Source organism: Enterobacter sp. E1 (assembly GCF_016809815.1).
In the GTDB taxonomy this organism is placed as follows: Bacteria; Pseudomonadota; Gammaproteobacteria; order Enterobacterales; family Enterobacteriaceae; genus Enterobacter; species Enterobacter adelaidei.
Map to the genome: position 1 here is coordinate 1,104,407 of NZ_JAFBJM010000001.1, position 23,637 is coordinate 1,128,043.

The following is a 23,637-nucleotide window of genomic DNA, read 5'->3' on the forward strand; positions in this document are numbered from 1 at the left end:
AAGTGTGCCTGTAGAGTTCTACGCCACGTTCTGAACTGTATTCACCTATCCAGCTATGCTCCCTGTGCAAAAGCCAGGTCTCCATGTAAAACATGCGCATCAACAACAATGTTGTGACAATAGTCACATCGGTTATTAGGGAACGTTCCCATGTCGAGCGGTTAATATTACCCTGCGGTAAATACGTTCACAGAGGTTTCCAGGATGAGCATTGAAAAACAGAAGATGATTGCAGGTGAACCTTATCGCCCTGGTGATGAGACATTACGGACTGACCGCCTGCGGGCCCGCCATCTGGTTCATCGTTATAACCACACCGCACCTGATGAAAAAACAGAACGCCAGAACATTCTGGCGGAACTTCTGGGAAAAAGCGAAGGGGCTTATATTGAACCGAGCTTCCGATGCGACTACGGATATAACATTTATCTGGGTAAAGACTTTTACGCTAACTTCGACTGCGTGATGCTCGATGTGTGCCCAATTCACATTGGTGATAACTGCATGCTCGCGCCGGGAGTTCATATTTATACGGCAACCCATCCACTGGACGCCGAAGAACGTAATAGCGGCGTGGAGTTTGGCAAACCCGTGAGAATCGGTAACAATGTCTGGATTGGCGGACGTGCGGTCATTAATCCCGGCGTAACCATTGGCGATAATGTAGTGGTGGCCTCCGGCGCTGTCGTGACGAAAGACGTCCCGACCAATGTCGTCGTTGGCGGTAACCCGGCAAAAATCATCAAAAAACTGTAAGGCTGCGGGGAGTCAACTGTTATGGTCTTTTAGCGCCATACTGTTACTTTTTTCAACCAAATGGCTCCCCTAAAATTGGCAGATCCCCTGTATTGTCAACTCTCATGAAGGCAAAAAATGACCGAGATACAGCGCCTGCTCACTGCCACCATCGACGAACTCAACCTCCGCGAAAAGCGCGACAATCGCCCGCGCTTTAGCATTAGCTTTATCCGCAAACATCCCGGACTCTTTGTTGCAATGTATGCCGCCTGGCTGGCGACGCTTATTGTGATGCTGAAATCCGAAACGCTGGTGGACTCCGTCTGGCTACTCGTTGTGCTGTTTGTTGTATTTAACGCCTTTTTCTTTTTCGACGTGAATCCCCGCTACCGCTACGAAGATATCGACGTACTCGATTTTCGGGTCTGCTACAACGGCGAATGGTACAACACCCGTTACGTACCAACAGAGCTAATCGACAGCATCATGCACTCTCCGGCTGTCGAAAACGTGCAAAAAGAGAAGCTACAGAAAATGATCTCTACCAAAGGTCAGCTTTCTTTCTACGATGTCTTTACCCTTTCTCGCCCTGTTGCTGCGTAATTAAGGCCTGCAGGCGTCGGATCCCCGGCACAAACTGAGAAGCAGAGGTATTGCCGTAACCTAATACCAGACCGGTTTGCCCCTGCTTCTTCTCCAGGTAATATCCGCTCAATGCAGCGGGGGCCAGCTGAAACGCCCTCGCCTGCTCCACCAGCTTCTGGTCATCAATCCCTTCTATCGCCAGCGTCAGGTGCATTCCGCCCTCGCCAGCAAGAATGCGATGCGGAGTATGAAGCTCCCCGCTCAGCACCTCCCGTAACTGGCGGTAACGTTTACGATAGAGCCGACGCATGGCGGCAAGATGACGGGCATAATGGCCTTCTTCAATAAACAGCGCCAGAGTACGCTGTTCAGCACGGTGTCCACCGCGTAACAGTGCACCAATAGCCGGATGAGCCGCATTTCCCAGCGCCGGGGGTAACACCATGAACCCCATTCTGAGCGACGGAAACAGCGTTTTGCTGAATGTCCCCAGATAGACAACGGGGGCATTCGCTACCATTCCCAACATTGCCGGCACGGGCTCACCGGTGTAACGGAACTCACTGTCGTAATCGTCCTCAATAATCCAGGCGTTATGTTGCCGGGCAAGTTCCAGCAATGCCAGACGCCGCCGCGCACTGAGTACGCTTCCGTAAGGGAATTGATGTGAAGGCGAGGTGAAAATAAGCGAGGGGGAAGGAACATCCAGCCCTTCCCAGCACATTCCCTCGTCATCAACAGGTATTGCCGTCATCTTCAGACCGTTTTTTACAAAAGCACTTTTTGCCCCGCTATATCCGGGATTTTCCACCCACGCGACATCTCCCTGCTCGCTCAACAGCATCGTGCAAAGATTGACGCCTTCAAGCGCGCCTTCCGTTATTACAATCTGGCTGGCGTCACAGTCAATTCCGCGAGACAGGGCAAGATGACGGGCAATGGCCGCCCGCAGCGACGGTTCCCCGGCAGGTGAACCATATCCCAACAGGCTACTCCCCTCCTCCCGCAACACGCGATCGAACAATCTTCGCCACAGCGGTAGAGGAAAATAGTTGATGGCAGGCGTCCCGGGGGTGAATGCCATAACCGGTGTATCCCGGGCCACTGGCGCAGGTAACAAGGAGACCCGCTTTGCGAGCGTGATGGCAGAATCCGGCAATGCCCGGGCGACAGAACGGTGAGCTAACTGTGCCACACGCGTTCCCTGTCGGTTACGCAGTAAATATCCTTCGAGCGTGAGCTGATCCAGCGCTGCATTCACGGTGTTCCGCGAAAGAGAAAGTTGACGAGCCAGCGTCCGCGAACCCGCAAGCTGGCAGCCAGACTGTAACCTGCCGCACAGTATGGCCTCCCGCAATGTTAGATAGAGCGTACGTTGAAGCGTCTCCTCACCACGCGCTTTCAGAGCAGCATTGAGCAACGTATAAAATTCATCACCGGGTATATTCATCTCACCTCCGCCTGGTACCACCAAAACATAGCCGAGTGGTTCTTTTTATGGAACCAGTAACTCACTAGTCTGGAACTCTTTTCAACGTCACGGACATTAAGATGAAGACATTCAATCAGTTTGGTCAGCCAGTGGGTGAACCTCTTATCGACTGGCAACCTCGTCAGCACCCGTCTCGGGTCGTCCTTCAGGGGCGCTATTGTCGGCTTGAGCCTCTGCGAGTGGAGCATGCCGACGCACTGTTCAACGCTTATTCCCGGGCCGAAGATACCCGCAGCTGGACATGGCTGCTACGGGAGCCAGATGCCTCGGCTGGTGAGTTTGCCGGGTGGGTGGCGAGCGTGTGTGAATTATCCGATCCCATTCACTTTACCGTAATTAATAACCACACAGAGTCTCCTGTCGGAACACTGGCCCTGATGCGGATCGATCCTAAAAACGGTGTAGTGGAAGTGGGACACGTTCATTTCTCCCCACTGTTAAGCCGCACGCCAGAGTCAACAGAAGCGCAATATCTGCTGATGCAGTACGTGTTCGATACTCTTGGCTACCGCCGTTATGAGTGGAAATGTAACAGTCTGAACGAACCTTCGCGCAAAGCGGCACTGCGTCTTGGTTTTCAGTTTGAGGGGCGTTTTCGCCAGGCGCTGGTCACAAAAGGTCATAACCGGGATACCGACTGGTTTTCGATACTCGACAAAGAGTGGCCGGCGCTGGCGAAGGCCTTTGAAGGGTGGCTTGCCATCGACAATTTTACTGCCGATGGCAAACAGAAAAGATCCCTGGAAAGTTGGCGAGAAACACGCATCTAGCGTCTTTTTTTACGTCCCTGAACCGCCTTAAAGCGCGGGTTAGATTTGCAAATCACATATAAGCGTCCCTTGCGTTTGACTATCTGGCAATCCGGGTGACGCTGTTTCGCACTACGTAATGAGTTAAGTACCTGCATAGTTAGCCCCGCTTCGCATTAAGAAAACCACCAAAACGCTTGCGGAAGCGTGCCGCACTGCCATCCGTAGAGAACGTTTTCTGCTTGCCGGTATAGAACGGATGCGATTTTGAAGAGACCTCAATAGTGATGTAGGGATAGGTTTCACCGTCGAGTTCAATTTCGCGGTCGGTCTTTATGGTCGAGCCAACTTTAAAGTACTCATTGGCACTGGTATCGTGGAAAACCACGGTGCGATAGGCGGGATGGATATCTGGTTTCATCGTAAGCTCTTTTTGTTTTGTTATAACATAACAAAATGATATCGAAGCTCTGATGAAATAACAACCCCCCTCTATCCTGATGCTATTTTCTGATTTGCCTTAGATAAAATGAAAACCAGGCTACACACGTGCTATAACTACATCATTTCGCGGTAAAATCTTTCTCTTCAGGCAGGGAACTCTGTACCCAGGAACGGGCATATGAGGAAGGAAACGACAGCATGAAAACCCGGCATATGGTCAGTCTGGTGACTGGTGTACTTATCTTTTCTGTGTTGATCCCCATTTGCCTTAGCATCTGGCTGGCGCACCGCCAGGCGGAAGAAAAATTTGTCGATGCGCTGGACAGGTATGCCTCACGTGTACTGGTACGTACTGACATGGTTATGGCGCAGGCAAAAGAGGCGCTAAATCATTTGCAGGCCTTTAAGGGAGTCCCCTGTAGCCCTACGCATTTAATGGAAATGCGCCGGTCCGCTTTCTCGTGGCGTTATGTCCAGGAAGTTATCTATGTAGACAATCTTAAGCCCCTCTGCTCCTCCCTGGAGCAAACCAGCAAAGCGGTCTCTTTTCCCCCTCCAATGCGTATTACAGAAGATGGTTACAGCACATGGCTAACCACACAAAACGATCTCGGCTTTAACCGCTATATGGCTGTCATGGGGAAAGGCCATTACCTTGTACTGATTGATCCCGCCTCGCTTGTCGATGTAATCCCTTTCAGTCAACTCACGATCAATGCCTCCCTGGTGGGGCATAAAACACATCTCATTTTTGCCAGCAGTAACAAACTTGATCCGCATATCCGTAACATGGTTATGGGGCAGAAGGTCTCCAGCATTCAGTACAACGGGTCAATGTACATCATGAAGCCGGTGCCTGAGTTAGGGTTTACGATCGTGGCCTGGGCTGCACTCAAGCCACTGGCTGAAACCTGGCACCAGCAGCTTATTTTCTGGCTACCTTTCGGCATACTGATAAGCCTGCTTGCCGCGTTCTTCGTCTTGCGCGTATTGCGCCGTATCCAGTCGCCGCGCAATCGCCTGCTTGACGCCATTAACAGCCGCGACATTGTGATTCACTATCAACCCATTGTGGCACTCTGTAGCGGAAAAATTGTGGGTGCTGAGGCGCTGGCACGCTGGCCTCAGCCAGACGGGAGCATTCTCGCGCCAGATATTTTTGTTCCACTTGCTGAGCAAACCGGGCTCATCTCGCAGCTGACCCAGTTAGTTATCGAAAAAGTATTCGAAGATATGGGCAACTGGCTGCACCTTCACGAGGAACAGCATATCTCCATCAACCTCGCGCCTGCGGATTTGACCTCCGGCGATCTGCCACCTCTGCTGGGTCAATTACTGAATAAGTGGGCAGTCCATCCGAAACAAATCGCCCTTGAGTTAACCGAACGTGGCTTTGCCGATCCTAAAATCAGCGCGCCAGCCATCGCCGCCTTCCGTCGTTCAGGGCACTCTGTCTATATTGATGATTTTGGCACTGGCTATTCCAGCCTGAGCTATCTGCAGGATCTTGATGTCGATACGCTAAAAATTGATAAATCGTTTGTGGATGCACTGGAGTACAAAAACGTCACCCCGCACATTATTGAAATAGCGAAATCGCTGAAACTGGCGATGGTTGCGGAAGGGATTGAGACCGCAGGACAGCTCGAGTGGTTGCACCGCCACGGGGTGCAGTATGGACAGGGGTGGTACTACAGTAAGGCGCTACCAAAAGCGGAATTTATTTTTTGGGCAGAAAATAACCTCAGGTTGCATTCTACTTAAGGTAGGATTTGATCACCTGTAACACCACGCCAAGATCGGCTTCACGCTTTGCTTCTTCGGGCTCTTTCACCACGTGATCGGTTAAATGCCCTTCGATCACCTGCATCATCATGCCGTTAACCGCTCCACGGATCGCCGCCAGCTGTTGTAGCACCTCGGCGCATTCGTGATCACTGTCCAGCATTTTCTCCAGGGCGTTACTCTGCCCCTGAATTTTCTTCAGGCGAGTCAATAACATTTTCTTGTCGCGAACGGTATGTGACATCTGGTGATCCCTTCTCTTTTTTGACGTTTAAAGCATATCACGCTCTACTCCCCCTGAGTATTTTTCTACTGGGGGGTAGTATTAATCTACTGGGGGGGAGTAGTATTTGATCTCGCTTTCCATTCCGGAATCTTCGATGAACGATTTTGCTTCACTCCTGCAACAGGGCAACGCCTGGCTGTTTGTCCCCAGCGCTATCCTGCTCGGCGCGCTGCATGGCCTCGAGCCGGGCCACTCAAAAACGATGATGGCCGCCTTTATCGTGGCAATCCGCGGTACGATGAAACAGGCTGTGATGCTCGGTCTGTCGGCAACACTTTCCCACACGGCGGTGGTCTGGATCATTGCCATGGCTGGTTTATGGTTTGGTCAGGGATGGGATGCACACACGTCCGAACCCTGGTTCCAGCTGATCTCCGGGGTATTGATCATAGCAATCGCCTTGTGGATGGCCTGGCGAACCTGGAAAGAGAGTCAGCCGCACGATCATCATCACGATCACCACCATGACCATGACCATGACCACCATCATGAGCATCACCACCATGGACATCAACTGGTTGAGGAGGAGTGGCAGGACGCCCATCAACGGGCGCACGCACAGGATATTAACCGACGTTTCAACGGTCAAAACGTCACCACCGGGCAGATCGCGATGTTTGGCCTGACCGGGGGGCTTATCCCCTGCCCAGCATCAATAACTGTCCTGCTGATCTGCCTGCAGCTGAAGCATTTTGCCCTCGGCGCAACGCTGGTGTTCAGTTTCAGCATTGGCCTGGCGATCACGCTGGTGGCTTCCGGCGCAATTGCCGCCTTAAGCCTCAAGCACGCGACCAAACGCTGGCCCGGGTTTAGCGAATTCTCCCGTAAAGCGCCATGGATCTCCGCTGCGCTGATTACCATAGTAGGGATTTACATGAGCCTGCATGGCCTGAGCGGCATTCTGGCGTAAGACTGCGGCCACGCTCTGTGGCCGCATCTTCATGGTCAGTTAAGAGTTCTGCTGCCAGCTGAAGGTATAGCGAAGCTGGCGTGTCTGCAGGATGAACTCCGGCGAGACGCTGGGGCTCCAGGAGTCGTCGCCGCCCACGCCCATATGGAACGCATCGAGATTGAGCCAGCAACCCGGCTCCTCACACAACAAATGATGGTGAGTTGTCTCACGCAACTGTTGTTGGCTGTAGCGGCTCACGGAGAAATGGAACCTACCCTTTAACTGGTGCCTTCCCAGCACAACTTCACGTGTATCGCAGCGCAAACCATTCTCCGTAGGGAAAATATACGGTGTGTGCATCGCCTCCAGTGGTAGTGTCCAGCGCCCCTGCTGTGCTGCCAGCTTTCTGTCCGGGTAGTTTTCGTGTGGTCCCAGTCCAAGCCAGTGGACGTTTTCCGGCGTTTCGAGGAGATGAACGCTCAGTCCAACGCGCGCGGGCTGCGGAATATCAGACGCAATATCGACCTGAATGTCACCATGCAGCACGCCCTGATCGTCCACCCGCCAGATTTTACGACTCAGGAACAGCGCTTTGCCGCGAAACTCCAGAGCATGCAGGGTGGTCACTACCACCTCACCTGCGTGCTGCTCTGAGCCACACTGCAGAACGCGCGAAGTAAGATCGTACATACCCGCCGCTTTCCAGCGCTCAACCCAGGCATTCGGATCGATCCGCGTCGCCTCACTCACACCAATGTCATTGTCCAGCGGTGCACGGCTGAAGTTATCCGTCACAGGTGAAATCAGCGTTTCAACACCATTACGCCACCATTGCGTCAGGTTCCCAGACTGGCGGTCGAACTGCCAGCGTTGTTGCTGATGCGTGATTTCAAGCATACGATCGTTTTGCGTCAAAACAGGAGCCACACCCGCGGGAGCTGGCGGAGAGATAAACAGCGGAGCCGGAAGCGGCCACTGTTCCCATGCGCAGCGATGGTTTGCCGGCGACCACGGTGTTGCCAGCGATTGAGATACTTCAACATTCAGCCAGACTTCACCCGGTTCGGGTTTGATCTCCGGAAGATCGATTTCCACATGCTGAGTTCCTCCGGGAGCAATAGCGAGTGTGACCTCGCCCGCGTCCAGTACGTTCCCATCCCGGGTAATCGTCCATCTCAGCACCTCGTTATCGGTATGGCGGAACAGATAGTCGCTTTTTACCGCGATTACCCGCGGAGACGTATTCACCCACGTAAAAGTGAAAAACTGCTGCGCACGCTGCGCCTCATACAGCGCCGGATGTGGCGTGCGATCGGGGAACACCAGGCCATTGAGGCAGAACTGACGGTCATTCGGATTATCGCCAAAGTCCCCGCCGTACGCCCAGAACGTGTTGCCATTTTCGTCTTGCTTCACCAGGGCCTGATCGACCCAATCCCAGACAAACCCACCCTGCAGGCGAGGATGGCTGCGAAACGCCTGCCAGTATTTTGCGAACCCACCGAAGCTGTTACCCATCGCGTGGGCGTATTCGCAGAGGATCAGCGGACGCGTTTCATCCGGCATGCCGATCCATTTTTTTATTGACCATTTGGGTACAGCAGGGAAAGGCTGGTCCTGATCGACCCGGGCGTACATCGGGCAAACAATATCGGTCGCGGCTGTGTTCGCGCCGCCACCTTCATACTGTACCGGGCGCGTTGGATCCGTGGATTTCACCCAGCGATACAGTGCGTCGTGGTTTGCACCGTGCCCGGACTCATTGCCCAGCGACCAAATGATAATTGAGGGATGATTACGATCGCGCTGCACCATGCGGGTCACACGCTCGCTCATAGCAGACAACCAGCGCGGATCGTCTGCGAGGCGACTCATCGGCACCATGCCATGGGTTTCGATATTAGCTTCGTCAATGACATATAGCCCGTAGCGGTCGCATAACGTGTACCACAGCGGATGGTTTGGGTAGTGCGAGCAGCGTACAGCGTTGAAGTTGTGCTGCTTCATGATTTCGATATCGCGCCGCATCGTCGCTTCGTCCATCACCTGGCCATTTTCCGGATGATGTTCGTGCCGGTTAACCCCGCGGATCAGCAGCGCTTTACCGTTGAGTTTCAGCAGACCGTTACTGATTTCAACGCGACGGAAGCCAACATCGCAGGCTTCAATCTCCAGCACGTTGCCCTGCGCATCCCGAAGCGCGATCGTCAGGCGATACAGCTCCGGCGTTTCAGCACTCCATAACGCTGGGGCATCAACGGGAATGGCTACCGTTAAACGCTCGGCCCAACAGCCGCGCTCGTCCACAATAACAGACCCAGGGCATTGGGTTGCGCTGGCGCATTTTTCCCCCTTACGCCACAGGGTAAAGACCACCTCGCAGTCCGTAAAACCAGCGCCTGCAAGCTGGACGTCGACCTTCATCACTGCACGGTCCAGCTCTGCATTCAGGTCTGTCGCCACCTGATAATCGGCAATCTGCGTCTCAGGTTTATGCAGCAATGACACATCACGGAAAATGCCGCTCATGCGCCACATATCCTGATCTTCCAGATAACTCCCATCACACCAGCGTAAGACCATAACTGCCAGGCGGTTTTGTCCGGGGCGTAATGCCGCCGAGAGATCAAACTCGGCGGGGAGTCGGCTGTCCTGTGAATACCCCATCCACTGCCCGTTGCACCACAGATGAAACGCCGAGTTCACGCCGTCAAAGATAATCCGGGTTTGCCCGCTCTGCAGCCAGGCGTCATCCACTTCAAATGTGAGCGAATAACAACCGGTCGGGTTTTCCTGCGGAACGAAAGGTGGGTTAACAGGTATTGGATAAGTAACGTTGGTGTAGATGGGGGTGTCAAAACCCTGCATCTGCCAGTTAGACGGTACGGGCATCGTGACAGCATCCGCGCAATCTTCTGTCACCCATTTCTGGGGAACCTGCTCCGGCGCTGGAAAGTAGCTAAATTGCCATTCCCCGTTAAGGGAGCGTTTGCTGAGAGATGCGGCATCATCCCGGGCAGGTTGTTCATGATGCCAACTGTGTAACGGCGCGTGTGCGGCCAGGCGGTTCCACTGGGTTACCCCTGGGTTTTCCCAGTCCCGACGGGCCAGAATTGCGCTGAGAGTCAGCGATAGTGTGTTGGGCATATCAACCTCTTTTGCGAAGCGCTCACAATTTTGCTTAACATGCCCTGCCACTGGGTTACGGTAAAGTGTTCGATCGTGGGGTAGCGAGTCAGATCACAAAAGTCTTATTTACGGGCAAGTTGTTCAGCCCGTAGCGCCAGGCTTCTGAGCTGCTGCGCGAGATCCTCATATTCTGCCTGCTGCGGCACACGGCGCGCGCTGGAATGACGGGTCACCAGCGTAACAGGCAACTGAACCTGCCAGCACTCTTCTCCCTGAGTGGGCGCCAGCAGCCACTCCACACTTTGCTCTCCCGCCTCACGAAACGCCTGGCGAACGGTTGTCAGCGGCGGGGAAAACCAGGCGCTGTCTGCGGTATCGTCAAATCCAACCACGGATATCTGGCCGGGAATGGATATCCCCTTTTCTGCGCAGGTACGCATTACTCCGAGCGCCATTTGATCGTTCGCTACCAGAATGGCATCAGGTAATTCCACCGCCGATAACAGCAGATGTCCTTTCTCATATCCACAAGCCGCACTCCAGTCACCGTATGCCAACGCGATGGGTTCAAGGCCAGCCTCTGCCAGCGTAGCTTTCCAACCCGCCAGACGCGCCCGCGCAGAAACCGAGCTTTCCGGTCCGCTCAGCAGGGCAATGCGTTGATGCCCTAATGAAAGTAAATGCTCAACGCCCAGACGTGCCCCCTGCGCGGCATTAAACACCAGGCTGTTCACCTGCGCTGCAGGGGATACATCAATGAACAGCACCGGGACGGGTGACGCCAGCGCCCTGAGCTGTTCAGCGAGACGATCGTCAAGCGGAACATTCACCAGTAGCGCTTCCACGCGCTGCGCCAGCAACGCCTGAAGTGCGATCTGACACTGCTGCGGTTGCTCAACCATGGAAATAAGGACGCTCGCCCCCTGTTCCGACGCACGCAATTTTACCGCCGACACAATTTGTGAAGGCGCGTGCAGGGCCAGGTCGGTAGTGATGAGACCCAACGTACGGGTGCGTTTACCCGCCAGCTGCTGTGCCCGAAGGTTAGGGACATAGTGCAGCTCCGCCATCGCCTGCTGCACCTTTTCCCGCGTACGGGCAGAGACGTGTTCCGCATCGTTAATAACGCGGGACACGGTCTGATAAGAAACCCCCGCAAGGAGGGCAACATCATAGAGTGTGATTGCTTTCATGCATTCTGGCATCGCAATTTTAGAAGCTTCTATTCTGGCACAGCGATGCCGTTAAAGCATGTGAGCGCTTCGCAAAATTAAACAACCCGTTCCGGCTGAGATACTTCCTTAATGCGCGGCTTCTGGCGGAAACAGGGCAGACAGAGCTGGATAAGCGGGCCAATGGTCAGGGCATACAAGACGGTTCCCACACCAAACGTGCCGCCAAGCACGCACCCAATCAGCAGGACGGACACTTCAATTGACGTACGCACGCTGCGAATGGACCACCCCAGCCGGGCATGAATACCGGTCATCAGACCGTCGCGCGGTCCAGGCCCGAAACCGGCACCGATGTACATGCTGGTCGCAATCGCGTTCATCACGATGCCCGACACCAGGAAAGCGATTCGAACGGATAAGGAATCAAGTTCCGGAATAAGCGCCATGCTGGCGTCCGCCGCCAGACCGATACAAATCACGTTACTGATTGTGCCAAGGCCCGGCATCTGACGTAGTGGGATCCACAGCAGCAGCACCGCAGCGCCGGTCACAATGATCACCGTCCCGATAGTCATTCCCAGCTGTATCCCCACCCCAAGGTGAAAAACATCCCAGGGATCGACACCCAAATCGGAACGAATAAACATTGCGGTGGAAAGGCCATACAGTCCTAAACCGACATAGAGTTGTAGCAGGCGACGTACCATTTTTTATCTTCTCCAGTGAACCAGGCTTTCATCCTGACCTAAAATGGCACTATGATTAATGTCCAGTTTTCAAATAGTGGACTGCATATGTCATCGCGTCGCTTCGGAAGTCAGTCTCTGGTACGTCTTTTAGGCCACTGGCAGCAAACCTCATCCCGCACCCCACTCTGGCGTCAGCTTGCCGACGCGCTGCGTCTGTTGATCCTTGATGGCAGGCTGGCACTGAATACGCGGCTACCAGGCGAACGGGAACTGGCCTCTGCGCTGGATGTGAGCCGGACCACCATCAGCAGCGCCCTCGCCCATCTGCGCGAGGAGGGATACCTCGAAAGCCGCCACGGAAGCGGATCGCGCGTGATCCTCCCGGATACGCGCGCCGTTCCAACGCTTTCAGCGGCAAGCGCCGCGCTGGATCTCTCCACTGCCGCGCTCAATGCCGGGCCAGAGATCCACCAGGCTTATACCCATGCGCTCACGGCCATTACCCAGCATCTCTCGCTGACGGGTTACGATCAGCTTGGGCTGCCGTCACTGCGGGAAGCCATCGCTGCACGCTATACCACCCGTGGTCTTCCGACCAGGGCGGACGAGGTGATGGTGGTTAATGGTGCCGTCAGTGGTTTTGCGCTGGTACTGCGGATGATGACCGGGCCGGGGGATCGTGTCGTGGTCGATCATCCCACCTATCCGCTGGCGATTGCCGCCATTCAGGGGGCACAGTGTCGGCCCGTGGGGGTCTCACTGCCGGAAACCGGCTGGGATACGAATGGCTTTGCGGCAACGCTTGCCCAGACGGCGCCTCGTCTGGCGTATCTGATGCCAGACTTTCATAACCCAACCGGGCGATGTATGGATATAGCGACCCGCCAGGCACTAACCGATATCGCCGCACAGACCCGTACGGCGCTGGTGGTGGATGAGACGATGGTCGATCTCTGGTTTGACTCACCACCACCGCCACCGCTAGCCTCGTTTAACCCGCAAGCCAACGTAATCACGTTAGGTTCTGCCGGAAAAAGTTTCTGGGGAGGGCTGCGTCTCGGCTGGATCCGCGCCTCTTCACGCACCATCGCGACACTCGCTCAGACCCGAGATACCCTGGATCTGGGATCTCCGCTGCTGGAGCAACTGGCGACGCTGTGGCTGATTAACAATAGCGAGACGTTTCTCCCTGCTCGACGAAAAATGTTGGCAGAACGACGAGATCGATGTGGTGAATTGCTACGCGAACATTTCCCGGAATGGAAATTTCATGAAGCGGAAGGTGGACTCTCATACTGGATCGAACTGCCTGGTATGCAGGCTACACAGCTAGCCGCACGAGCGGAAATACTGGGGATCAACCTGGGGACCGGTACACGGTTTGGCTTATCGGGGGCGTTCGACCGCTATTTACGTATGCCTTTTTCGCTCGAACCGACAGAGCTTGAACAGGCTTTACTGAGGATTAAGCCACTCTGGCTCTCCCTGAATAAAAACGCGCCATCAGTAAAACGCAGTCTGGTGTAATATAAAAACTTGAAGTTGATCATAAAATAAAAACTGCTGACTGTAATACATGCAGTCAGCAGTTTTCACCTGTCAGGATTTAGTGCTGAGGAGGAATAGGAAAGCCTTTCAGTGAAATAACGAAGTTTTCACCGTCTTTCTTTATTTTTGCGCCGGTATCGCACCAGTCAGACGCAATACGAAAGAACTCATCACTACCGACATTCCAGCCAAGACGTACATGCTTCACGTAGCCTGAACGCAACAAATCGCAGGCCTCTTTGTAGTCACTGGCAGTAGACAGTTGTTGTTTCATTTTCTCTTCTTCAGAAGTTTACGTAGCGCTTTGATTTCTTTAGGAGTAAAAGGAGAAACACTCTCTTCTTCCGTATGCTGATTATCAATATCCTCTTCCGATACTCCCGCCTCTTCTACTGCTTCAAATGCCAGCAGCAGCAGTTTCTCTGTCGTCACGCTTAAATTCTCGTTATTCACTTCCGCATAGTGACGAAGTCTTTCTTTTAGCGCGCCATCAATTTTAACGTTTAATACCGCAGTAGCCATGTTTGTCACTTCCCTTCGGAATAAGTCTTTTATTTAATACACGAAGTTAACAATGTTATCCAGATATATATTTTTTTGAGTTATGGAAGAAAATAGACATCCAATGATAAAATGACAGTCTATTATTACAGGTTTATGACAATAATATTTCAATGCGATGAAATATATATTACACGATATAGGCGTACTAATATTGTGGACTAACCGTTTAAGGGGAAGGAGAAGCAGGGAAAATCTTGCGGAGCCACAAATGGGTGGGGGCCCTGCCAGCTACATCCCGGCACACACATCGTCTGCCCTGGCTGCTTCCTTCCGGACCTGACCTGGTGAACAGAGTAGCGTTGCGGGAGAACCAACAGAGCCCCCATTGAGAGCGTTGATAACCAACGCGCTGGCGCATTATCCCTGTGCTAACGCCCAATTGCAAGCTGCCAGGAACCGGATGCTGGTTTCTTGCGCAAACTGGCGCAGCAATCCTGACGATCTTCGTTTAACATGGCTGTCCAGTAAATCCCGCAGGTGAACGTATGGACGAACACGACTCATTTCCGCAGCGTGTATGGCAAATCGTGGCCTCTGTTCCGGAAGGCTATGTTACCACCTATGGTGATGTCGCGCGTCTGGCGGGTTCCCCGCGTGCAGCGCGGCAGGTGGGCGGTGTCCTGAAAAGACTACCGGAAGGGAGTACCCTGCCCTGGCACCGGGTGGTGAACCGTCATGGTGTCATCTCGCTGACGGGTCCGGATCTCCAGCGTCAACGTCAGGCATTACTCTCAGAAGGTGTGCAGGTGTCGGGGTCCGGGCAGATCGATTTACAGAAGTATCGCTGGGTATATTGACCCCTCTCCCGAAGGAGAGGGGCAATGCAGAAATTACATCTGCGTCGGTGGGGTTGGCAGGGAAGGCTGATTGGTCTGCGGAGCAACCGGGACTTCGGTCTGCTGCACCGGCACCAGGTTCAGGTCAACTTTGGTCCCACCGTTGTTAATCGCTTCCTGGACCGTATCGGTGATAAAGACCAGCTTACCGTTAATGGTTACCGCTGCGCTCAGCAGGATACGGGCATTAGGCTGCACGTCTGATGGGTTGTACGGCAACACGAAGCTAAACGGTGCTTGCTTACCTTCAGTACGGACGGCACGCTGCGCCAGCACTTTCGACGGCGCGTCTGCCAGAGAAGCATCAGACAGGGTTACCGTTAATACCGCATCCGGCGGTAAGGCCACTTTCTGTTTAATCCAGATGGTACCGGAAACGTTAGGCTGCTGAATGGATTGCTGAGAAAGGGTATTAATCCCGTTTGGGTCTGCTGCTGGCACTGGCACCTGGGCGCTCTTACCGGCACAGGCGGACAACGCCACCGCAATAGCTACACCACTTAGCATGGGCACGAGTTTCATTGAAGTCTCCTTATCATCAATGCACCAGCGGGATCGATCCCATCCGATGTCGTTTCAATCACATAACGTATTCAAGTGTGGCACAGATCACTGATTAATGCCTGAGATCGTCCCGTTATTCAGATTATTCTACCCATCGGACCACTTTCATTTCTGCGTTATACTCTGCCTATCTTTCGCTACGGCGTTTATTGAGGACAACTATGAGTCAGGCACTGAACAATCTGCTGACATTACTGAATCTGGAAAAAATTGAGGAAGGACTCTTTCGCGGACAGAGCGAAGATTTGGGCTTACGCCAGGTCTTCGGCGGGCAAGTCGTTGGACAAGCGCTGTACGCTGCAAAGGAGACTGTCCCGGCAGACCGTCTGGTGCATTCATTCCACAGCTACTTCTTACGCCCCGGCGATAGCGCAAAACCGATTGTTTATGACGTCGAAGTCTTGCGAGATGGCAACAGTTTCAGCGCGCGCCGCGTAGCAGCCATTCAGAACGGTAAGCCAATCTTTTACATGACCGCCTCTTTCCAGGCACCTGAAACCGGATATGAGCACCAGAAGGCGATGCCTCCGGCCCCGGTACCCGACGAGCTGAAATCTGAAACCGACATCGCCCGCGCGCTGGCGCATCTGCTTCCACCGCAGGTCAAAGAGAAGTTCCTCTGTGACAAGCCGCTTGAGATCCGTCCCGTCGAGTTCCATAACCCGATGAAAGGTCACACCGCCGAGCCGACGCGCCAGGTCTGGATCCGGGCTAACGGTAATGTGCCAGAAGACTTCCGCGTTCATCAGTATTTGCTGGGTTATGCGTCTGATTTCAACTTCCTGCCGGTGGCGCTGCAGCCGCACGGCGTCGGGTTCCTGGAAAAAGGGATGCAGGTTGCGACGATTGATCACTCCATGTGGTTCCACCGTCCTTTCAACATGAATGAGTGGTTGCTCTACAGTGTGGAAAGTACGTCGGCATCAAGCGCACGCGGGTTTGTACGTGGGGAGTTTTATACCCAGGATGGCGTGCTGGTGGCCTCGACGGTACAGGAAGGGGTGATGCGTAATAGAGGCTGAGGGAACAACCATTAAAAACGGCAACCGAAGTTGCCGTTTTGCTGTTTATTATGCGTTATACGCATTCTCGCCGTGACTGTTGACGTCCAGACCTTCGCGTTCCTGCTCTTCCGGTACGCGCAGACCGACCGTCATGTCCGCCAGTTTATAGCCAATGAAGGCCACTACAGCAGACCACACAACGGTGATAGCAATACTTTCCAGCTGTACCAGCAGCTGATGAGCCATGGTGACGCCTTCTGCGTAACCCACGCCACCGAGAGATTTCGCGGCGAAGATACCTGTCATGATACAACCGATGATGCCGCACACGCCGTGTACACCAAACACATCGCAAGGGTCATCAACGCGCAGAATACGTTTCAGTGCAGTCACGCCCCACAGACCCGCCAGACCGGACACCAGGCCGACCAGCAGCGCACCGCCTACACCTACATAACCACACGCTGGCGTGATGCCAACCAGACCGGCAATCGCCCCTGAACAGGCACCCAGCAGGGAAGGTTTACCGCGCACCGCCCACTCACCAAATACCCAGGAGAGGATTGCACCCGCCGTAGCCACTACAGTGTTCACGAAAGCCAGTGCAGCAATTTCGTTCGCGGCACTTGCCGAACCGGCGTTGAAGCCGAACCAGCCAAAGTAGAGGATCGCAGTACCCGTAAAGACCATCGGCAGGTTGTGCGGTTTGAACGCCTCTTTACCGAAGCCAACACGTTTGCCAATCAGGTAGGCCCCTACCAGACCCGCTACCGCGGCGTTGATGTGTACAACGGTACCGCCCGCGAAGTCCAGCGCACCGTGCGTTGCCAGCAGACCACCGCCCCAGACCATGTGTGCAATTGGCACATAGGAGAGCGTCAGCCAGACCACGACAAAAATCAGCACAGCAGAGAAGCGAATACGTTCAGCCAGCGCGCCCACAATCAGCCCGACAGTAATACAGGCGAACGAGCCCTGGAAAGCAACATGGATGTACTGGTAGAAGCTGCCCATCAGCGCGGTCAGCTCAATATTTTTCAGCATCACCCAGTCGAAGTTGCCAAAGAAGGCGTTGCCCGTGCCGAAGGCCAGCGAGTAACCGTAAACCACCCATAGCACGCAGACCAGTGCAAACGTCACGGCAACCTGCGTCAGCATGGAGAGAACGTTTTTGCCACGGATCAGGCCGCCGTAAAACAGCGCGATGCCCGGAATAGACATGAACAGCACCAGCGCGGTGCTGATCATCATAAAGGCGTTATCGGCTTTGTCTGCCACCGCAGGAGCAGCAGCCAGCGCCAGGCCCGGCAGCAGTGCCAGCGAACCCAGACCCGTTTTAAGTGTTGCTATCTTCATTTTCTCGATCCCTATCACTGTGTGCCAGGAGTTACTTACAGTGCCGCTTCGTCAGATTCGCCGGTACGGATGCGAATGACGCGCTGCAGTTCGGCAACGAAAATTTTGCCGTCGCCAATTTTGCCGGTGTAGGCCGCTTTGCTGATCACATCGATGACTTCATCAAGCTGGTCATCAGCAATCGCGACATCAATTTTTACTTTTGGCAGGAAGTTAACGCTGTATTCCGCCCCGCGATAAAGCTCGGCATGACCTTTCTGACGACCAAAGCCTTTCACTTCGGTGACAGTCAGTCCCTGAATACCCATTGAAGACAACGCTTCACGCACGTCTTCGAGTTTGAATGGTTTGATTACAACCGTAACCAGCTTCATAGATCCCCTCCAGTCAGAATTCGGTAATGGCCGCAGCTAACGCAGAGGATATTGCAAGGGGTGTGCCAGAAATGAAAAACAGGGTGAATCGCGGTGCAAGGAGCGTTACGCGGCCTTGATCAACAAACGGGTGAAAAAAAACGCACCATGCCGGTGCACGGTGCGTTTCAGTTTTGCACCAACAGGAATGACTGTTAGTGCGCCGCCTCATTTTGGTGCGTCAGGCGCTCAGTGACTCTTCCTCGCGCACGCTGGCAGCCAGCTCTTCGCCTGCCAGTTGCAACTGGTACATCTGCCAGTAGCGCCCTTTTGCTTCCAGCAACTCCCGGTGTGTACCGCGCTCAACGGCTTGTCCACGGTGCAGCACCAGAATAGTATCCGCCTCAACAATCGTGGAAAGGCGGTGGGCAATTACCACCAGCGTCGTATGGTCACGCACGGCGGCAAGTGCCTGCTGGATAGCTTGTTCGGTACCGGAATCAATACTGGCCGTTGCTTCGTCCAGAATCAAAATTTGCGGCGTTTCAATCAGTACCCGCGCCAGCGCCAGAAGCTGTTTTTGCCCAACAGAGAGATTGTTCCCCTGCTCACCCAGCTTCGTATTGATCCCGTCGCTGAACCCACGAGCCAGCTCTGCCAGCTGCACTTTCTCCAGCACATCCCAGACCTGTTCATGGGTATAGTCCCGACCCAGCGTCACGTTGGCGTAGAAGGTATCCGCCATCACGACCGGATCCTGCTGCACCATTGCAACGCCTTTACGTAACACATTATGGTTGAGAGACGCGAGCGGGCGTCCGTCGAGGCGAATTTCACCTTGGCTTAGCGGGTAGTAACCCATCAACAGGCTTGCGAGCGTACTCTTACCGCTGCCGGTATGCCCCACCAGCGCAACAAAGCCCCGCGACGGGACATCCAGCGTGATGTCCTGCAATACCAGCCGGTCTTCGCGATAAGCAAACGAGACGTTATCAAAGGCAATGGCCCCGCTTTGCAGCGCGCGGTCATCGTTGCCGTAGGTCTGACGTGGTCTGTCCATCAACTCGAACACTCGCTCCCCTGCCACGACGGCCTGCTGGAGCATCGACTGCTGTGTCGTAAGCTCAATCAACGGTTCGTTAAGGCGGCCAAGGTAGCTGATAAAAGCATACAGGACCCCAACCTCAATAGTTCCGTGAGTGGTCAGGCCAAACAGCATGAGCAGACCACAGAGCACCAGCGCGGAGAAGAGGCTCAACAGCGGGCGCAACAGGAAACCGTCCAGCCGCAGCGTCTGCATACGCGCCATATAGTGTGAACGACTGGCTTCGCCCATCCGCTCGCCAAAACGTGCCTGCTGGCGGAACTGCTGGATGACGCTCATGCCGTTGATCACTTCATTGAAGCCATCATTAATATCGGCCAGATAGGCTCGCACCCGACGCACAATGGGAGTGCTGTAACGTTGATAGATAATCATCACAATCAACACCGCCGGGAAGATGGTGATCGCCACCAATGCCATACGCCAGTCGAGGCTGAACATCGCCACCAGCATCGCGCCAATCAGCGCCGCGCTGCGCAGGACGGTTGCCACCACGGTGACGTACAGATCGCGGATCACCTCCGTATCGTTGGTCACGCGCGATATCACCTGCCCGACCGGCTGGGTATCAAACTCACTGAGCGGCTGGCGCAGCGCAGCGTCCATGACATCAGTACGCAACTGCTGCACGACCCCCACGGCTGCACGGTTAAACAGCAACGACTGGGCATAATGAAGCCCCGCCGCCATCAGCTGTAAGCCAACGTAAGCCACACCCAGGCCCGCCACCAGCCCCAGAGGCAGGTAGCTTTTGGCAACCATATTGTCGATGAAATAGCTAATAAGCAGTGGACCGCTGACTTCAGCAATCGCCGCAATCCAGAGCAACAGCACGGCAACAGACAGCGGTTTTCGCCACGGTGAACCGTAGGCCAGCAGACGTTTTAGCGTCGGCCACATCGAGCCAAATTTACGCATTAGCGGCCTCCGTATCCTGCTCCGGGGCATCATCCAGCGCCGCTTCAAGCTGTTGATAACGATACATGTCGCGATACCAGCCCGATTGCTCAGCCAGTTTTTCATGCTGCCCGCGCTGGGCAATGTGCCCATGCTGCAACACTAAAATTTCGCTGGCTTCCGCCAACGCCGACAAACGGTGGGCACTGATAATCACCGTACGTCCGTCGCCCCACTGGCGCAGGTTATGCAGGATCTGGTGCTCGGTACGCCCATCCACAGCGGAAAGCGCATCATCCAGAATCAGGATTTCGGCATTGAGAAGCAGCGCGCGGGCAATTGAGATTCGCTGCTTTTGTCCTCCGGACAACATGACGCCACGTTCCCCGACCTCCGTTTCGTAGCCCTGCGGCAGACGCAAAATATCATCATGTACGCTGGCTAAACGCGCCACATGTTCAATCTCTTCCTGCGTCGCCGACGGGCGTCCGAGGGCGATATTGTTTGCTACCGTGTCCGAAAATAAAAACGGCGTCTGGCTGACGACCGCCAGACGACCTCGCCAGTCGTCCAGCAGCAGTTGCGTCAGGGGAATATCATGGAAGCGAATATCGCCCTGCGTGACGTCAAAGTGGCGCTGAATCAGTGAGAGCACGGTACTTTTGCCAGAACCTGTTGGGCCACAAATGCCCAACATCTGACCAGGCTTGAGCGTAAAACTAACGTTCTCCAGTACCGGATGTTCCGTTTGCGGATAAACAAACTTACGGACGTCAACATTTATGACACCGCGCCCTTCCGGTACGGCTTGGTTGCCGTCATTCACCACCGGTGCTTCGGCCAGCATGGCACGAATACGGCTGTAGGCGGCGCTGCCGCGCTCCACGATGTTAAACATCCAGGCCAATGCCAGCATCGGCCAAATCATCAGCCCCAGGTACATCGCAAAGCTGGTCAATTGTCCCAGGGTTAACGAGCCCTGTACCACCATCCAGCTCCCCCCACCAATAGCCAGCAGGTTTGCCATACCGATCGCGACATAGATTGTCGGGTCAAAACGCGCATCAATTCGCGCGACGCGCATGTTCTTCGCCCCCGTGTCTGCGGCATCGGCTGCAAACAATGCTGATTGCCGGTCCTCCAGACCAAAGGCTTTAATCATACGGATGCTGGTCATACTCTCCTGCGTACGGTCGTTCAGTGAAGAGAACGCCGCCTGCGCCAGCTTAAAGCGCTCATGCAGTTGCTCACCAAAACGGTTGATCGCCAGTGCCATCAGCGGCATCGGCAACAATGCCAGCAGGGTGAGCTGCCAGCTGATCTGGGTCGACATCACAATCAGGACCGCGCACCCCATGACCAGAGAATCCACCAGCGTTAACACCCCTTCTCCTGCGGCGAACACCACGCGATCGACGTCGTTTGTCGCGCGTGCGATGAGATCCCCGGTGCGATGTCGCAGATAAAACTCTGGGTGTTGTCGGCTCAGCTGGCGGTAAAAATCTTCACGCAGCTCAACGGCCAGCTGATAGGAAGCGCCAAAAAGGAGCACGCGCCAGACGTAGCGCAGCAGATAGACAATGACGGCCGTCAGCACAAGCGTGCCAACCCACATCAACACCCGTGCGGTGGTGTAATGCTGTTCGGTGACGCCATCCACGACGTAGCCCACCACCTTCGGCGGGATCAGCTGCAGAATGGCAATGATAATAAGCAGGGCTACTGCACCGAGGTAGCGTTGCCACTCCCGACGAAAGTACCAGCTTAATTGGGCAAATAATCGCACGCGGTTTGTTCCTGAAGGTATTTTACGAAGTTATTCAATAGGTAGTGCTGTGGTGTATTTAATCTGTTCCATGGCGAAGCTCGAGGTGACGTCCGACAAGCCCGGCACGCTGTTCACCAGTCGTTTGTAAAAATCGTCATAGCGCTTCATGTCAGCTACCTGAACGCGCATCAGGTAATCGTACTCTCCGGCCATACGCCAGAAACCGAGCACCTCAGGCATGTCAGAAACCTGAGTGACAAAACGGCAATACCACTCGCTGCTGTGATGCTGGGTTTTAATCAGCACAAATGCCGTTAACCCAAGCCCCAGTTTTTCGGGATCTAATAACGCGACGCGTCCCAGAAGAATGCCGTCATCTTCAAGCTTCTTGAGGCGCTTCCAGCACGGTGTGGTGGTCAGATTAACGGCATCTGCCAGCGCCTGCAAAGAGAGGGTACAGTCACTTTGCAGCAATGAAAGGAGCTTACGGTCAATTTTATCTAGCATACCCACCTCACAGAGAAAATTTTTCTCCCTTCATTCTATTTTAAAGGCCAGATAGCAACAATTTTTTCTGTGCTTTTCGCTATGCTGGGCACAAAATGACAAACGGATAACTACGATGAATAGCTCCTGGGTTAAACATGCCATCAGCGAAATCAATGCCGACTATCAGCGCTCGGCGGATACACACCTGATTCGACTTTCCCTGCCGGGATTTGACGGTATTCAGCTCTATCTGAAAGATGAAAGCACCCATCCTACCGGTAGCCTGAAGCATCGCCTGGCGCGTTCACTGTTTTTATACGGTTTATGTAACGGCTGGATTAAAGAAGGTACCACCATCATTGAATCCTCATCCGGTTCAACGGCGGTGTCTGAAGCCTATTTTGCCCGCCTGCTGGGTTTACCCTTCATCGCCGTGATGCCTTCCTGCACGGCGAAACGTAAAATTGAACAGATCGAATTCTACGGCGGACGCTGCCACTTTGTGGAAAGCGCCTGTGAAATCTACGCGGCATCTGAAATGCTGGCTCGCGAGCTGAACGGCCACTACATGGATCAGTTCACCTTTGCGGAACGAGCCACCGACTGGCGCGGTAATAACAATATCGCCGACAGTATTTTCCGTCAGATGTCCCACGAGCCGCATCCCGTTCCCTCATACATTGTGATGAGCGCCGGGACGGGCGGCACCTCCGCCACCATCGGGCGTTATATCCGCTGCCAGGGCTACGACACCCAACTAATGGTGGTTGACCCGCAAAACTCCGTGTTCCTCGACTACTGGCAGAACCGCGATATCGGCCTGCGCAGCCCGGTGGGCAGTAAAATTGAAGGGATTGGCCGCCCACGCGTGGAACCGTCGTTCATCCCGGATGTGGTGGATGAGATGTTGCGCGTGCCGGATGCCGCAAGTGTCGCCACCGCGCACTGGCTGGAGACCCAGCTTGGCCGCAAAGTCGGCGCTTCTACCGGGACCAATATGTGGGGAGCCCTGCAGCTAGCGGTACGCATGCGTGAAGAGGGTCGGACAGGATCCATCGTCACCCTGCTCTGCGACAGCGGCGAGCGCTACCTTGAGACCTATTACAATGCGCAATGGGTGCAGGCAAATATCGGCGATATTGAGCCCTGGAAAGCGCAAATTGCACAGCTGGTGAAATAAAAAAAGCCA

The 23,637-nt window shown here is 54.4% G+C and carries 24 protein-coding genes and 1 other RNA gene; 9 read left to right on the plus strand and 16 right to left on the minus strand.

Features of this window, described 5'->3' with window-relative positions:
• The first annotated feature begins 204 nt into the window (after window positions 1-204).
• Together maa and JGF26_RS05460 are read left to right on the plus strand one after the other, a co-directional pair.
• A complete protein-coding gene (gene maa / locus JGF26_RS05455; protein WP_028017614.1) occupies window positions 205-756 on the plus strand; it encodes a maltose O-acetyltransferase in 552 nt (183 codons plus the stop codon).
• Between the two features lie 117 nt (window positions 757-873).
• The gene (locus tag JGF26_RS05460) at window positions 874-1,341 is read left to right on the plus strand and encodes a YlaC family protein (RefSeq protein WP_028017615.1); all 468 of its coding nucleotides are present in this window, start codon (window positions 874-876) and stop codon (window positions 1,339-1,341) included.
• Here the strand turns inward: JGF26_RS05460 and JGF26_RS05465 are convergent.
• The gene (locus JGF26_RS05465; protein WP_134707206.1) at window positions 1,313-2,773 is read right to left on the minus strand and encodes a PLP-dependent aminotransferase family protein; all 1,461 of its coding nucleotides are present in this window, start codon (window positions 2,771-2,773) and stop codon (window positions 1,313-1,315) included. The two genes, JGF26_RS05460 and JGF26_RS05465, sit on opposite strands and share 29 nt — an antisense overlap.
• Window positions 2,774-2,874: 101 nt before the next feature.
• Here JGF26_RS05465 and JGF26_RS05470 point away from each other — a divergent pair, with 101 nt between their 5' ends.
• Window positions 2,875-3,585 carry a GNAT family protein gene (locus JGF26_RS05470; protein WP_128348591.1) on the plus strand — a complete coding sequence of 237 codons (711 nt, stop codon included), beginning with the start codon at window positions 2,875-2,877 and terminating at the stop codon, window positions 3,583-3,585.
• On the opposite strand, the gene ykgO is transcribed toward JGF26_RS05470, so the two are convergent.
• Together ykgO and JGF26_RS05480 are read right to left on the minus strand one after the other, a co-directional pair.
• Complete coding sequence (gene ykgO, locus JGF26_RS05475; protein ID WP_003859006.1) at window positions 3,582-3,722, minus strand: type B 50S ribosomal protein L36; 141 nt, start codon at window positions 3,720-3,722, stop codon at window positions 3,582-3,584. The genes JGF26_RS05470 and ykgO overlap by 4 nt on opposite strands.
• Window positions 3,723-3,724: 2 nt before the next feature.
• Entirely contained in the window at window positions 3,725-3,985 is a 261-nt protein-coding gene (locus JGF26_RS05480) for a type B 50S ribosomal protein L31 (protein WP_010428154.1), read from the minus strand.
• A gap of 221 nt (window positions 3,986-4,206) precedes the next feature.
• On the opposite strand from JGF26_RS05480, the gene JGF26_RS05485 reads away from it, so the two are divergent.
• Window positions 4,207-5,772 carry an EAL domain-containing protein gene (locus tag JGF26_RS05485; RefSeq protein ID WP_134707205.1) on the plus strand — a complete coding sequence of 522 codons (1,566 nt, stop codon included), beginning with the start codon at window positions 4,207-4,209 and terminating at the stop codon, window positions 5,770-5,772.
• On the opposite strand, the gene JGF26_RS05490 is transcribed toward JGF26_RS05485, so the two are convergent.
• Window positions 5,765-6,037, minus strand: a complete 273-nt coding sequence (locus JGF26_RS05490; RefSeq protein ID WP_028017619.1) for a metal-sensing transcriptional repressor — start codon at window positions 6,035-6,037, stop codon at window positions 5,765-5,767. The two genes, JGF26_RS05485 and JGF26_RS05490, sit on opposite strands and share 8 nt — an antisense overlap.
• Window positions 6,038-6,173: 136 nt before the next feature.
• Between JGF26_RS05490 and JGF26_RS05495 the strand changes: the two genes are divergently transcribed.
• The gene (locus JGF26_RS05495; RefSeq protein ID WP_134707204.1) at window positions 6,174-6,989 is read left to right on the plus strand and encodes a nickel/cobalt efflux protein RcnA; all 816 of its coding nucleotides are present in this window, start codon (window positions 6,174-6,176) and stop codon (window positions 6,987-6,989) included.
• Window positions 6,990-7,028: 39 nt separating this feature from the next.
• On the opposite strand, the gene JGF26_RS05500 is transcribed toward JGF26_RS05495, so the two are convergent.
• The 3 genes from JGF26_RS05500 to JGF26_RS05510 form a co-directional block, all read right to left on the minus strand.
• Window positions 7,029-10,118, minus strand: a complete 3,090-nt coding sequence (locus JGF26_RS05500; RefSeq protein ID WP_134707203.1) for a beta-galactosidase — start codon at window positions 10,116-10,118, stop codon at window positions 7,029-7,031.
• 104 nt (window positions 10,119-10,222) lie between these two features.
• On the minus strand, window positions 10,223-11,293 hold the full coding sequence (locus JGF26_RS05505) for a LacI family DNA-binding transcriptional regulator (protein ID WP_134707202.1): 1,071 nt from the start codon (window positions 11,291-11,293) through the stop codon (window positions 10,223-10,225).
• 77 nt (window positions 11,294-11,370) lie between these two features.
• Window positions 11,371-11,982 carry a hypothetical protein gene (locus JGF26_RS05510; RefSeq protein ID WP_134707201.1) on the minus strand — a complete coding sequence of 204 codons (612 nt, stop codon included), beginning with the start codon at window positions 11,980-11,982 and terminating at the stop codon, window positions 11,371-11,373.
• A gap of 87 nt (window positions 11,983-12,069) precedes the next feature.
• Between JGF26_RS05510 and JGF26_RS05515 the strand changes: the two genes are divergently transcribed.
• Window positions 12,070-13,491, plus strand: coding sequence for a PLP-dependent aminotransferase family protein (locus JGF26_RS05515; RefSeq protein WP_134707200.1), 1,422 nt, complete (start codon window positions 12,070-12,072; stop codon window positions 13,489-13,491).
• A 79-nt stretch (window positions 13,492-13,570) separates the two neighbouring features.
• Here the strand turns inward: JGF26_RS05515 and JGF26_RS05520 are convergent, their stop codons facing one another.
• The 3 genes from JGF26_RS05520 to ffs all read right to left on the minus strand — a co-directional run bounded on the left by JGF26_RS05520 (window position 13,571) and on the right by ffs (window position 14,392).
• Window positions 13,571-13,786, minus strand: a complete 216-nt coding sequence (locus tag JGF26_RS05520; protein ID WP_028017625.1) for a hypothetical protein — start codon at window positions 13,784-13,786, stop codon at window positions 13,571-13,573.
• Window positions 13,783-14,034, minus strand: a complete 252-nt coding sequence (locus JGF26_RS05525; RefSeq protein WP_028017626.1) for a hypothetical protein — start codon at window positions 14,032-14,034, stop codon at window positions 13,783-13,785. The genes JGF26_RS05520 and JGF26_RS05525 overlap by 4 nt, the downstream gene beginning before the upstream one ends.
• A 261-nt stretch (window positions 14,035-14,295) precedes the next feature.
• Window positions 14,296-14,392, minus strand: an RNA gene (gene ffs / locus JGF26_RS05530) — signal recognition particle sRNA small type.
• Window positions 14,393-14,561: 169 nt separating this feature from the next.
• Between ffs and JGF26_RS05535 the strand changes: the two genes are divergently transcribed.
• Window positions 14,562-14,873: an MGMT family protein gene (locus tag JGF26_RS05535; protein WP_028017627.1), complete on the plus strand. Its 312-nt coding sequence runs from the start codon at window positions 14,562-14,564 to the stop codon at window positions 14,871-14,873.
• Window positions 14,874-14,906: 33 nt separating this feature from the next.
• Here JGF26_RS05535 and JGF26_RS05540 read toward each other — a convergent pair whose 3' ends face one another.
• Window positions 14,907-15,434, minus strand: coding sequence for a YbaY family lipoprotein (locus JGF26_RS05540; RefSeq protein WP_028017628.1), 528 nt, complete (start codon window positions 15,432-15,434; stop codon window positions 14,907-14,909).
• 203 nt (window positions 15,435-15,637) lie between these two features.
• Between JGF26_RS05540 and tesB the strand changes: the two genes are divergently transcribed.
• Window positions 15,638-16,498, plus strand: a complete 861-nt coding sequence (tesB, locus tag JGF26_RS05545; RefSeq protein WP_028017629.1) for an acyl-CoA thioesterase II — start codon at window positions 15,638-15,640, stop codon at window positions 16,496-16,498.
• 48 nt (window positions 16,499-16,546) lie between these two features.
• Here the strand turns inward: tesB and amtB are convergent, their stop codons facing one another.
• The 5 genes from amtB to JGF26_RS05570 all read right to left on the minus strand — a co-directional run bounded on the left by amtB (window position 16,547) and on the right by JGF26_RS05570 (window position 22,466).
• Window positions 16,547-17,836, minus strand: coding sequence for an ammonium transporter AmtB (gene amtB / locus JGF26_RS05550; RefSeq protein ID WP_028017630.1), 1,290 nt, complete (start codon window positions 17,834-17,836; stop codon window positions 16,547-16,549).
• Between the two features lie 35 nt (window positions 17,837-17,871).
• A complete protein-coding gene (glnK, locus tag JGF26_RS05555) occupies window positions 17,872-18,210 on the minus strand; it encodes a P-II family nitrogen regulator (RefSeq protein WP_008503304.1) in 339 nt (112 codons plus the stop codon).
• Between the two features lie 220 nt (window positions 18,211-18,430).
• A complete protein-coding gene (locus JGF26_RS05560; protein ID WP_134707199.1) occupies window positions 18,431-20,212 on the minus strand; it encodes a SmdB family multidrug efflux ABC transporter permease/ATP-binding protein in 1,782 nt (593 codons plus the stop codon).
• On the minus strand, window positions 20,205-21,977 hold the full coding sequence (locus tag JGF26_RS05565; RefSeq protein WP_028017632.1) for a SmdA family multidrug ABC transporter permease/ATP-binding protein: 1,773 nt from the start codon (window positions 21,975-21,977) through the stop codon (window positions 20,205-20,207). Before JGF26_RS05565 ends, JGF26_RS05560 begins: the two co-directional genes overlap by 8 nt.
• Before the next feature lie 30 nt (window positions 21,978-22,007).
• Complete coding sequence (locus JGF26_RS05570) at window positions 22,008-22,466, minus strand: Lrp/AsnC family transcriptional regulator (protein ID WP_015571267.1); 459 nt, start codon at window positions 22,464-22,466, stop codon at window positions 22,008-22,010.
• Window positions 22,467-22,581: 115 nt separating this feature from the next.
• Between JGF26_RS05570 and JGF26_RS05575 the strand changes: the two genes are divergently transcribed.
• Window positions 22,582-23,628 carry a PLP-dependent cysteine synthase family protein gene (locus JGF26_RS05575; RefSeq protein WP_049007488.1) on the plus strand — a complete coding sequence of 349 codons (1,047 nt, stop codon included), beginning with the start codon at window positions 22,582-22,584 and terminating at the stop codon, window positions 23,626-23,628.
• Window positions 23,629-23,637 lie beyond the last annotated feature (9 nt).